Source organism: Paenibacillus contaminans (genome assembly GCF_003285015.1).
Lineage (GTDB): Bacteria > Bacillota > Bacilli > Paenibacillales > NBRC-103111 > Paenibacillus_V > Paenibacillus_V contaminans.
Genome location: NZ_QMFB01000026.1, coordinates 66163 through 78860, shown reverse-complemented (window position 1 = coordinate 78860; position 12698 = coordinate 66163). Strand labels below are relative to the sequence as shown.

Sequence of the window (12698 nt, the reverse complement as noted above, 5' to 3'; positions counted from 1 at the left end):
TCTTCCTGTTTTTCATTGTAACCTTACAAGTAAAGGTTTCATGAAGAGAAGGTACATAGCGAAAGCGCCGTGATAACGGCGTTTTTTCTAGGCCGGACTGGGGGAGAACGAATGAAAAGAAAGGCGATTATTCTCGACTATATGCGAGAGAAACGATGGCCTTACCTGCTCGGCTTTGCATTATTGTCCATCTCTTGCTTGATGCAGCTGTTGATTCCGGACATTCTCGGAAGATTTACCGACCTGCTGGAGCAATCGCGGCTTACGCTCGAAGATGCCGGAACGTACGCGCTTTGGCTGCTGGCGGTAGCCGTGGGCGTAGCTTTGTTTCGATCGATGGGCCGGATTTATTTGTATCGTCTGTCCAGAATGCTGGAAATGCGTATCCGCAACAATTTATTTTCGCACTGGGAGAAGCTCTCGGCGCAATATTTCAACAATCAGCGGATCGGCGACCTGATGTCGCATGCGATCAGCGATGTAAGCGTCATTCGCGAAGTGACGATGAACGGCATTTTTAACATCATGGAGGCGCTAGTTCTCATCACCTTTACCGTCGTGACCATGGTTTCCGCGGTAAACGGCTGGTTGACTCTGCTTACGATGCTTCCGCTCCCGCTTTTGAGCATACTGGCATACCGGTTCAACAAGCGGATTCAGCAGCAGTCGAGCGATATGCAAATCGCGGTTTCCAATATGACGAGCCGCGTGCAGGAATTTATAGCGGGAATCCGCGTCGTCAAGGCTTTCGTCCAGGAGAAAGCGGAGCGCAAGCATTTTACGCGGGACAATCAGTATGCGGTCGAAATGAACAGGCGCTTCGTCCGCTCGAACTCGCTCTTCGGCGCGCTGAGCACGGGCATCGTAGGATTAAGCTTTCTCATATCCGTCGTTCTGGGCGGCGTCCTCGTGCTTAACGGAACGATCACCCTCGGCGAATTTGTAGCCTTCAACACCTATTTATCCCTCATCATGGGGCCGATCGAGAATCTGGGTAAAGTCGTGAACCAAGTCCAAAGAGGCATAGCGTCCGAAAAACGGCTTCTGTCCATTTTGGAAACGGAGCCGGAGGTTGTCGACGATATCGCGGCGAAGCCGGATATCGGGCAGCTCGAAGGGCGCATCGATATTCGCAACTTGACCTTTCATTACCCGGAGGCGAAGGAGCCTTCGCTCAAAAATATAAACCTCACGGTACCACGCGGCACCAGCCTTGCCATCGTCGGACGTGTAGGCAGCGGCAAAAGTACGCTTGTCCACTTACTGGTTCGTCTGTACAATCCGCCTCAGGGTACGGTGTTCATCGACGGACACGACATTCACGAAATTCCGCTTCGCACGCTGCGTGGGCAGATCGGCATCGTTCCGCAGGACCAGTTCCTGTTCTCGACGACCATACGCGACAACATCAGCTTCGATCCGAATCCGTATACGGAGAACGAAGTGGAGGACGCAGCGAAGCTCGCCCAGGTTTACGAGAATATCGCGGAGTTCCCGAACCGTTTCGATACGGCGCTCGGCGAACGGGGCATTTCGCTCTCCGGCGGGCAGCGGCAGCGGGTCAGCATCGCAAGGGCGCTTATCAAGAAGCCGTCGATCCTTATTTTTGACGACAGCTTGTCGGCTGTAGACACGATTACCGAGGATCTTATCCTCGAAGGCCTTAATTCGGTGATGAACGACCGGACCACGATTATTATCGGACATCGCATCTCGTCGGTGAAATCGGCTGACCAAATTGTCGTACTCGAGGAAGGCGCGATCGCCGAACGGGGAACGCATGAGGAGCTCCTGCAGCTGCAAGGGCTGTATGCGGATTTATACCACAAGCAGATGCTGGACGAAGAAGCCGAACGATTCCCTGAGCCGTCCGACGGTTCGGAAATTCGGGCAGCGGAGCGTGATATCGCTGCAGCCGGCGAACAGCTTGCCGGAACGAAGCCGGCCGTGCCGCTATCCAGGCCGCAAGTCTTGCGGGGAGGTGCGAACGGATGAGCATTCATAAGGAGAAGGAAGTCGTCGGGATTAAGGATTCGCAGCTGATTGTGAGGATGATGGCGTTCGCGAAGCCTTATTGGAAAATGATCGTGCTTTGCATTGCCCTTGCTTTCCTGATCGTCGTAGCCGATCTTGCAAGGCCGTATCTTATGAAAATGGCGATCGACGAGCACATCAACGGCATTAATAAGCCGATGGCGGCCGCTCCGGCAGCGGAGTCGGGCAAGCTCGGGAAGCTGGGCGATCCTGTCGTGTACGGCGAGTACGCCTATGTGCGGATATCGGAGAAGGAGGTCGCATCGGTCGCCGAGGAGCCTTCCTTGCAGAGGAAGCAAATCGTCGAAGTAGAAGGCTCCCATTGGATGATAGACGGCTGGCTTCCGGCCAAGCAGGAAGAGCTCAAGCTGGTGCGGGAGAACGGTGCCGCCGTGCTGCAGGCCGGAACGGAACGGTACGCGGCGGCGGAGCTTGACGATGAGGCCGTCAAGCAGTTCCTGCAGCAGGATTATACAGGCTTCGTTACGCTTGGCTTGCTGTTCTTGCTGGCGGTAGTCGGAGCGGCCGTTCTGAACTATGTGCAGAGCAACCTGCTGCAGTATACGGGACAGAGCATTATTTTCGCGATCAGGCAGAAGCTGTTCGAGCATCTAAGCCGGATGTCGATGTCGTATTTCGACCGCAATCCGGTGGGGAGGCTTGTCGTACGCGTCACGCAGGATACGGAATCGCTTAACCAGATGTATTCGCAGGTCGTCGTTAATCTTGTAAAAGACATCATCATCATCATCGGGATCGTTTTCGTTATGCTGCAGATGAGCGTCAAGTTGTCGCTGCTCGCCTTCGCGGTGCTGCCGGTACTGTTCCTGTTCACGGTCATTTACCGGCATATCGTCCGGAACGCGCAGCGGCGGTCGCGCATTATTTTGGCCCGGCTGAATTCGTTTCTTGCGGAAAATTTGTCCGGTATCCGCATCACGCAGCTGTTCGTCCGCGAAGAACGGCAATGGGAGCAGTTCGATAAGCTCAATAAGGAAAATTATAAAGCGGGTATGGTCGGTACGGTCGTCAACTCGATTTTTCATCCGGCGATCGGCATGCTGGGGAACGTTTCGATTGCGCTGCTGCTCTGGTACGGCGGGGTAAAAGTAATTGACGGCGCGGTTACGTTTGGGGTCGTCTATGCGTTCACGCATTATATCCGGCAGTTTTTCCAGCCGCTTATGAGCCTCGCGGAGAAATACAACCAAATTCAAACCGCCATGGTCGGTGCGGAGCGTATTTTCGATATGCTGGACGAAAAACCGGCGATCGTCGACGCGGCCAAGCCGATCAGCCTGCCGAAGCAGGTGCGCGGTGAAATTGCGTTCGAGAACGTATGGTTCGCCTACAACGGCGAAGATTGGGTGCTGAAGGACGTCAGCTTCCGCATTTCGCCGGGACAGACGGTGGCGTTCGTAGGAGCGACAGGAGCGGGCAAAAGCTCGATCATCCAGCTGATCAACCGCTTTTACGATGTGCAGAAGGGGGCGATCAAGCTGGACGGCATCGATATCCGAGAGATTCCGCTCGATGAGCTTCGCCATGCGGTCAGTATCGTGCAGCAGGACGTCTTTCTGTTCACCGGCGATATCGCTTCGAATATACGCTTGAATAATGAAGCGATTACCGATGAGCAGGTGGCCGAGGCGGTACGGATGGTGCACATGAACGACTTTATCGCCCGGCAGCCGCAAGGCATGAAGACCGCGTTGGGCGAGCGGGGGGTTACGCTTTCCCTCGGCCAGCGGCAGCTGCTGTCCTTCGCAAGGGCGATCGCCTTCCGGCCGCAAATCCTGATTCTGGACGAAGCGACCTCGAATATCGATACGGAAACGGAGCTTGTCGTCCAAGATGCGCTGCATAACATTTCGCGCGGCCGCACGACGCTGATCGTCGCGCACAGGCTGTCGACGATTCAGCATGCCGATCAGATCATCGTCATGCACAAAGGAAAGGTGCGCGAGATCGGCAGCCACTTCCAGCTGCTGGCGCAGCGCGGCTCGTATTACCGGCTCTTCGAGCTTCAATATAAGGAGCAGCGGGGGATGCAGACGGCTCGATGATGGGAGATGGAAGTGGCGTTGCTGGTGCAACTGCTCGTTTTTGTAAATGTAAATCCATACGCTTCACGAGTGCCGGCGTGCTCTCTCTAATAACCCGCCACAGCCGTATGTACGCCTTTTACGAAAGGGCGAACATACGGCTTCTTGTGTTGATTTGGGGGAGCGGTTTCAAATTGGGAGAATGGAACGATGTGCAGGGAGTCATGCAATGGGACGGTCAGCGCTTGTGGTCACCCAGGATACGTGGGTCGTTCGTGTCAGCAAACGCACTGCGACGGATGCTGCGGCACTGCAGCTCGCCAAGGAACATTTCCTATTTTGCCAATAGGTGTTGGAATCGTTTGATACAATCGGACAATATGCAGCCTATTTAATCGTAACGATGTATGGGTATTTTGGTAGGATTGAAGCGGCTATCCGATCTATGCAGATAACTACATTACTCCATATGAAAACCGCTTCGTTCCATTTTCCGGTCTGTTCTTTTCCGATATAGTGATGTCAGAAAGATCAAGTACATCCATATCGGAAGGAGGAGGAAGATATGTTTTCATACAGCGTCACGCAATGGATTTATGGAAATGAAGACATGGAAACCAGTTTTCAACGACTGCGGCGTTTCGGTTACGATGGCGTAGAAATGGCAGGCGAGCCCCAATCATTGAATCTTGCAGAAGTAAAGCGATTGCTCTGGAAATACGAGCTTCAATGCACGTCCATTTGCGGTATTTTCACAAAGGACAGGGACCTATCCAGCGCGAATCCGGACATTCGGCACTCCGCGGTGCAGTATGTAAAGGATTGTGTAGATATGGCCGTAGCGCTGGGAGCTCCGCTGGTCATTGTCGTTCCTTCTTCTGTAGGGAAGAACGGCCCGGAATCGACATCCGAGGATGAATGGAATTGTGCTGTGGAAAGCCTGAGAGAAGCGGGAAACTACGCGTCTGCCAACCATATTTCTCTCGCAATCGAAGCGCTCAATCGATTTGAGACTTACTTGGTGAACCGCTTAGAGGATGCTAAAAAGTTAGTGGAGCAAGTTTATGTAGACAGCGTTAAGCTGATGGCGGATCTGTTTCATATGAGCATTGAAGAACGAAATCTAAGTAGTGCGATTCGAAACATCGCCCCTTATTTGATCCATGTTCATATTGCTGACAATACTAGAGAAGCCGCTGGATTGGGTATGACCGATTTTAAGGAAGTGATGAGGACATTCATGGAAATCGGGTATCAAGGGGCGATCACGATGGAATTTATGCCGCCCATCTCCAATCCGTATTTGGTCGCGGCTCGTCAACCGAACGATTCTGGCCGCATAAATGACCTGTACACGTGGCAATCGATTGAGCACATTAAGCATATAGTGAGATTGCTCTCGCCGCTTGATCCTACTCCATTTTGTCCACCGAATTAAATAGAAAATGTGGCCAGCCGCCGTGTCATCCGGGAAGTCGACAGTGACATATAAAGGGCCGCCCCAATGGCGGTTTTGCCTGGGACGGCCCTTATCGGGAAACCTTTATGAATTAATCAGTTTTGCAGCTTGCAACAGGCGGCGTACAAGAGCAGCCGTTTCGGCACGAGTCAGATTAGCGTCAACTTCCAGCTTTTCGCCTCGTCCGTTCATAAGGTTAAGGCTGATCGCAGCGGCGACGTTCGTCCGTGCCCAGCTCGCTATTTCGCTGCCGTCCTTAAATGTTGACAATACGCGAGTAACCTCTGCAGCAGGCAGTTCCGATTTCAGCTTTGCGATACTTGCAGCGCGTGCCAACACAGCCGTTGCTTCTTGCCGGGTGATGTTCTGATCCGGACGGAATGTGCCGTCCTCGTAACCGTCAATCAGCTTGTAGTCGATAGCGGCTTGTACCGTTCGTGCATACCAGCTGTTGATCGTAACATCTTTAAAGGAATCGGCATATGCGTTTTCTTGAATGCCAAGACCTCGTGTGACGATTGCCACAAACTCCGCTCTCGTAATCGATGCGTCAGGATGGAAATCCGTTGCCGTCATGCCGTTTACGATAAGGCGGGAGCTCATGTCGTTGACATCGGCTTGCGCCCAATGCCCCTTTACGTCATTCATTTCGCGAGGGTTGTAAACGACGGAATACGTGCTGTTGGTCAAGCTATTGATAATAGCGTATGTCTTGCCGTTCTCTTTCACGACAATGGTTGGCACATGACCCAGCTTGCGGTCTTCCGTCCATACTACGCCTGTAGTCACATCACTTGCATCGGTTCCGTCGGGAAGGACAATCTTCCGTTCTACATAGCTGTTAAATTTGTTCGCCGGAACCGTCCGGGTACCGTAGGAAGCGGTAACCTCGAAGTCAACCGGTGCTCCGACGAGCGTGTACTGATTTTGCTTAGCCGCTCCCTCTACTTGGGTAGCCTTGTCTTTTGGCGTTTCGGAGATTTGGATGTTGATCGTGATGTCTTCCAGCTTCACGCCGGATCCCGCCTGAGAAGAGAGGTTATCGATATTGATTTGCGATGCCGGCAGCGTGTAAATCGCTTTGTCGGTTACAATCCGGATTAACGCATCCTTCGATTGCAGGGATTTCACTAAGCTGCCGTTCAATTGGCCAACCACAACATCGCTATCGCCGCTTACCGGAATGGTAATCAGATTGTTGTTTTCTTTCTCCAGCTTGTCCATTACTTTCTTGTTGTCCAGCGTAATCGTTGTAACGTTCCGACCGTTCACTGTCGTTCGTTGAGCGGTCGCCAGCTGTTCCTGAATCACACCGTCGACGATGATTTGAAAACCGGGGTTAGAAGGCGTTGAGCCGCCGCCGCCACCGGAGGATTCGTGCGAATAGACCGTTACAATCGCTTGAGCCTGCTTGTCTCCATATGTGGCGGTAATGACCGTCTGTCCGTCATTGAGGGCAGTCACCAAACCGGTGCCGTTCACCGAAGCGACATTCGCATTGCTCGAGGAATACGTAACGCCCGAGGAAAGCGTGAACGTGCTATTGTCGGAATACACCGCAGTCGTTACGGTTTGGTGTGTAGAACCCCGCTCCAGTGTATAGCCCGCGCTGTCCAGCGTAAGGCTTGATAAGGTTACAGGAGGCTTAAAGTATGCCGTATATGTAATATCTTCTGTTACATCAGTAGATGCCAGTTGGAGACTTGTCAGGAGTGTTGCTCCTCCATCTTTGCTCCAGCCAAGAAACGTATTTCCTAGCTCAGGAGTTGCTGTCGGCACTGAAACAGGGAAGCTTCCACTGTAAACCGATTCGGTGACCGAGCCGCTCAGGCTTCCTCCAATTCCAGCCTGGTAGGTAACGAGATACTTAGGGATCTGAATCCACTTCGCATAAAAAATGACATTACCCGTGATAGTGAATGTTTCTCCCGGGGCATAAGTACCTTCCGTGACGCCAGAACCTGTGGTCCATCCACCGAAGATGTGATAGGGTTTTACGAGATTGCCGGTATTGCCATAAACCGTAGCTGTTACGCCTTGTTTGTAAGCTCCGCTATCAACCGGCACGCTTCCGCCCGTATTGCCGTTGCCGTTGTAAGAGATTGTCGACACCGGTGTCCAATTGGCATACAGCGTTATGCTTTGTGTCATAGTGATCGTATCGCCCGGAGCGTAAGTAATCCCCGTTAAAGGATCGGAAGTGCTCTTCCAGCCTTCAAATACGTGTCCTGTTTTCACCAAATTACCTGTATTGCCGTTCACGATAGCCGTATCACCCGACTTATATCCGGGAGCAGTAGGAACACTGCCGCCCGTGCTGCCGTTACCGTTGTATGTGATAGTTAACAGCGGAGACCATACGGCATATAAGGTCACGCTTTGCGTCAAAGTGATCGTATCTCCAGGTACATATTCAGGAACAGTCGCATTTGAGGCGGTGGCCCAGCCGTTAAACAGATAACCCGATCTCGCTAGACTGCCTGAGTTGCCTGCTACGATAGCCGATTCGTACGGCTCGTACCCGACAAGGTCAATTGGTGCGGTCCCGCTCCCGCCATTGGCATTATAGGTAACAGACGCCATCAGCTTGGAAACGTTGCCGTAAACGAGATTGGTGCTGTAAAAGTAACCGGAGCTGTCTGCGGCTACATCAAATGCGGAGACAGATAAAGAATCGGATGTAACCGCAATATTTGTCCAATCGTTCTGGCCGCCATTGTACCTCAGTTTGTTTACACCGCCGCCTAAGCCTATTGTATATACATTATCGAATTTATCGACACTGATGCCGGCAGCGAAAAACGAGTTGGCTTGCCCTGCCGAAGGCGCGATATTCGTCCAGATGTTACCTCCAAGAGGAGTGGGAGGACCAGGAGGACGCTTTTGAACGACAGAGAAGCCATTCACAGGCGATGAATCACTTACGAATACATTTCCTTCACCGTCAGCCGCAATGTCCCACGGAACATAGAACGACGTAGCCACTCCATTAATATTAACCCATGAACTCCCGCCGCTAGGCAGCATAAAAACATTCCCAGTAGGTGATAAGGGGTTGTTGGTTCCACTATATTCGGTGACAAACACATTGCCTTGGTCATCTGCCGCAACGCCTAGCGCAATTCTGAACGTTTGTGTGCCTGTAATGGGTACCCATGAATTCGTTCCATGAGGCAGCTTTAGGATTCTGCCGACACTGCCTGGGCCGAGGGTGCTATTATCGGTAACGTAAACGTTTCCGTTTTTGTCTACCGCTATCCCCCGCGGATTAATTAGATTGGCGTTGTAGGTAATGTCTGTGACCGTCCGGCCGTTGTCGGATATTTTCTCTACCACACCGGTCATAGTGACTATACCTGTAGAATTTTTGGTACCTACCGTATAGATGTCGTCGTTGTCGTCAATATCCAATGCCATCAGAGAATAATTGAAAGTCCCTGGAAGCGGGATTGTACTGTTGTTCCTCGGAGAGGAATAGTGATTCCAGCTCAAAGGTCCCGAGTAAGCGGGTGTTACCTCATCAATTGGTTCGTAGGCTCCTTCGGCAAACGCCTTGCTTCCGACTGCAATGAATGACACTAGCGAAAGAACGACCAATAAAAAGCTCATTAGTACGGAAACCGCTCTAGTATTAGCAGAGTTGCATCTCATCATATACACTTTCTCTATTCTCCTTTTTCTAATTCTATCAGGTATGAATGGCCTTGTTCACGGGCGGCAGCTAATGGCTTTCTGCCTTGTGGAACATAACCGATAAGGTCTTGCTTCCTATCTTACCTCCCAACCCAAACTAACTAGACTATGAAACTTGCGAAAAAATGGGACTTTAGTACATTGTAACAATTTACTTATTACTTTAATAGCCCTGTCCGTAAGCGTACGCTTACGAAGTCGTTTTCTTCGAAAGCGTTTAGGACGGCGAAGCCGTTTATCCTTGTGCCGCAATGAACGAGGTTACCCTTCGTACACTTCGTGTTGTATACTATACAGGGGTAACTTTTATCTGGTTATCCATCTATTTACTCCAAACTTCGAGGGACCTGCTTCATGAATTCCACTGCGGAACTTGTTTTTATGATTGCTTCATTGATGATGACGGGTATCATTTTATTCTTTGTGTATGGATATCGAAAAGAACGCGGAGTAGGTTATCTCGTCGGTGTAGTTGTGTGCCGGATGATTTACTCAAGCAGTGTCATTCTGGAGAAAAGCAGCGATCTATTGCCGTATAAGCTGTTTTTTCGCAATATCCAGAGTACGACGATGAATTTAATGGTCCCTTTTTTTCTCCTTTTCGTGTATCAGCTGGTCGGTCGCGAAAAGCTGGGGAGGCCGCTATGGAAAATCGCGATGTTTATGTTCTTTGCGTTATGGTCGCTGCTGTCATGGCTCGATCCCAAGCTTCATCTGATCTATCGCACGATTGAGCTTGAGCAAGGACATTTAATGACGACGAAAACGATCTACTCCATGGCGTTTTCGGTCGCTTGTTACTGCATTTTAGCTGCGTGTCTCTATTTTCTGTTTCAATATATACGGAGCATTCGCAACGACTTTCGCAAACCGGGGATGTGGGTTCTGTTCCTGAGTACATTTCCGGTCGTCCTTGAGATGGCCAAGCTCATAAAGCCCGACTGGTCGTCCTGGATGCTTCCGTTGTCGGTTTATTGCGGATTTACAGGTACGTTGATGCTGCTGATTATGCTGCGGATCAAGTTTTTCTCTACCGTACCGTTTGCCCGCAATCTTGTGCTGGATACGCTTCAGGAGTGCATCGTCGTTACGAATGCTTCAGGCAAGATCATCGACAGCAACAAGCGGGCCGCCGATTGGTTCTCGGAGATCGGATACGGGGCTATCGACGGTCGGCATGCGGCGGACGTATTGGCGGCTTGGCCGGAGTGGCGGGAATTGTGCAAGTCCATGCAGCAGGGCCGTGTGGAGATTGACGCTCGAGTGGGCGGGGAGAGAAGAATATACAGCGTGACCGTATACCCGTTGCATATCTTGCGCAAGCAGGGGCAGGGCAGTATCTCCCTCGTCGTCGACATTACGGAGAAGCAACGGAATCTGGAACAGATCGCCCAGCTCAATCGGATGAAGGATCAACTGTTTACGATCGTGTCGCACGATATTCGCAGCCCGCTGGCCGTACAGTTCCAGCTCATCGAATTGCTGGAAACGGATCGCGATCGCTTTGACTCGGATCATCGGGAGATTATCGAGACGCTCGGCGGCCAAATTCGCAATACGCTCGGAATGACCCATAATTTGCTAGAGTGGTTTCGCAGTCAGAGGGAAGATATGACTCTTCGTCCACAGGTGCTTGAACTGGCTGAGGTCGTGGAGGAGTGCTGCCAATTGCTGCTTATTGCAAGCGATGCCAAGCAGATTAGCCTGAATAACCGGATTCGCTTAGGCACCCGCGTATATGCCGACCGGGAAGCTTTTGGCTTGATCCTCCGTAATTTGCTGTCCAATGCGATCAAGTTCACCGGTCCGGGAGGTTCGGTCGAGGTGTATGCCCAGCCTTCGGGGGACAGGGTGACTGTATCCGTCCGGGACAGTGGGGTGGGAATGGAAGAGGAGCGGCTTCGACAGCTTTTCACCGAAGCGCAGTTCGTCTCGTCGGCCGGAACCTCGGGGGAGAAGGGGGCCGGACTCGGACTGCTCGTAAGCCGACAGTTCGTCGAGCGGAGCGGCGGGAGCATATGGGCGGAAAGCCAAGCGGGACAAGGAAGCACGTTTCACTTCACCATGAGAGGCGGGGCAGAGGGATGAGAGTTCTTCTTGTAGACGATGAGCCTGCTATGCTGCTAGCGATGAAGCGGCTGCTGTCGAGCATGAATGGCGTGGAGCTTGTCGGAAGCTTCCGGAGCGCGCGAGAAGCGTTGGATTTCGTTCGAGACAAAGAAGTGGATCTCGCCTTCTTGGACATCCAGATCGCTGAGGACGACGGGCTGGAGCTGGCCCGCAGCTTGCGCGCGTTTCACTCCGAACTCATTATCGTATTTACCACCTCCCACGCCGAATACGCGATGGACGCTTACGATGTGTATCCGCTGGATTATATGGTTAAACCGATCTCCAGAACGCGTCTGGCTCAGACGATCGCCAGGGCGGCGAGCAGCGGTCGGGCTTCTTCTGAAGCCGGCGTCCCCCCGTCCAATCGACTGACGGTTCGAGGGCTTGGGTGCTTCGAGGTCGGCAGCACACAGGCGGGGGCGGTAAAATGGATCTCTAAGAAAAGCATGGAGTTGTTCGCCTATTTGCTCGTTAATCGAGGCCGAAGCGTTAGTAAGCTCCGCATACTGGAGGATATATTCCCGGGGTTTCCTCTCAAAAATGCGGAAATATATCTCAATACGGCGGTTTATCAGCTTAGAAAAGCGTTATCCGATCATGGATTCAAAGAGATCGTCATCAATGCACAGGAACAATACCGCGTTGACTTGTCCGAGGTGGATGTAGACTTTATTCAGCTTGAGCTGGGCATGGAGGAGTTGAGCGAGCTCGGCGCGGCGAATGCGGCGGCAGCCGTCGAGCTGGATAGACAGTTTACGGGCGAGCTGTTCGAGGACAAATCCTTTGAATGGGCGGCTATGGAGCGCGAGCGGTTGGCGTTATTGTACAACTCTTTTGCCAAGCGCCTGGCAAGCTGGCTCCTGGCTCAGAATCGATATAGCGAGGCCTTGTTGATAGCGAGAAGATTAATACACCGCAATGAATTCGAAGAAGAGTCCAATCTCCTGCTGCTGCGAATACTCGGTTCGATGGGGGATAACCAAGCCTTAATCCATTATTATGAGCAGTATACGATGCTGTTGTCCGGGGAGCTTGGCTTGCAGCCTTCGATGGAATTCCGCCGACTCTATGAGGAGTATCAATGATTGTTTACTTCGAAGGCGATGGAACGAGGAATAAGCCTATTAACAGCATTGCCGACGCGATCGAAAAAGCGCTGGGCAGCATGGGCATCGACGCGGCTGAGCGCAATCTTTGGTATTTTTCTTCCGTTGGGGAGTACGCCGCGCTTCTGGAAAAGTCCGGTTTCCGGGTAAGAGGCTGCGTCGGAGGGAATCCCTCCCATGTATGAACGAACATGAAGCGTCCATATAAAAACCATCTGGAACTCCCGGATGGTTTTTCGTTTTGTCTGA

The 12698-nt window shown here is 51.9% G+C and carries 8 protein-coding genes; 7 read left to right on the top strand and 1 reads right to left on the bottom strand.

What is annotated here, in order from left to right:
- Window positions 1–111: 111 nt before the first annotated feature.
- The 4 genes from DQG23_RS31495 to DQG23_RS31485 all read left to right on the top strand — a co-directional run bounded on the left by DQG23_RS31495 (window position 112) and on the right by DQG23_RS31485 (window position 5517).
- Complete coding sequence (locus DQG23_RS31495; protein WP_113035006.1) at window positions 112–1995, top strand: ABC transporter ATP-binding protein; 1884 nt, start codon at window positions 112–114, stop codon at window positions 1993–1995.
- Window positions 1992–4100 (top strand): ABC transporter ATP-binding protein, encoded by a 2109-nt coding sequence (locus tag DQG23_RS31490; protein WP_113035005.1) that lies wholly within the window; start codon window positions 1992–1994, stop codon window positions 4098–4100. Before DQG23_RS31495 ends, DQG23_RS31490 begins: the two co-directional genes overlap by 4 nt.
- 208 nt (window positions 4101–4308) lie before the next feature.
- The gene (locus tag DQG23_RS43200; RefSeq protein ID WP_238178132.1) at window positions 4309–4428 is read left to right on the top strand and encodes a DUF4253 domain-containing protein; all 120 of its coding nucleotides are present in this window, start codon (window positions 4309–4311) and stop codon (window positions 4426–4428) included.
- A gap of 216 nt (window positions 4429–4644) precedes the next feature.
- Window positions 4645–5517 (top strand): sugar phosphate isomerase/epimerase family protein, encoded by an 873-nt coding sequence (locus tag DQG23_RS31485; protein ID WP_113035004.1) that lies wholly within the window; start codon window positions 4645–4647, stop codon window positions 5515–5517.
- 105 nt (window positions 5518–5622) lie between these two features.
- On the opposite strand, the gene DQG23_RS31480 is transcribed toward DQG23_RS31485, so the two are convergent.
- Entirely contained in the window at window positions 5623–9147 is a 3525-nt protein-coding gene (locus tag DQG23_RS31480) for an S-layer homology domain-containing protein (RefSeq protein WP_158560792.1), read from the bottom strand.
- 438 nt (window positions 9148–9585) lie between these two features.
- On the opposite strand from DQG23_RS31480, the gene DQG23_RS31475 reads away from it, so the two are divergent.
- The 3 genes from DQG23_RS31475 to DQG23_RS31465 are packed head-to-tail and all read left to right on the top strand — an operon-like array spanning window position 9586 to window position 12634.
- Entirely contained in the window at window positions 9586–11319 is a 1734-nt protein-coding gene (locus tag DQG23_RS31475; RefSeq protein ID WP_113035002.1) for a sensor histidine kinase, read from the top strand.
- Window positions 11316–12428, top strand: a complete 1113-nt coding sequence (locus DQG23_RS31470) for a response regulator (protein WP_158560791.1) — start codon at window positions 11316–11318, stop codon at window positions 12426–12428. The genes DQG23_RS31475 and DQG23_RS31470 overlap by 4 nt, the downstream gene beginning before the upstream one ends.
- A complete protein-coding gene (locus tag DQG23_RS31465; RefSeq protein ID WP_113035000.1) occupies window positions 12425–12634 on the top strand; it encodes a hypothetical protein in 210 nt (69 codons plus the stop codon). Before DQG23_RS31470 ends, DQG23_RS31465 begins: the two co-directional genes overlap by 4 nt.
- Window positions 12635–12698 lie beyond the last annotated feature (64 nt).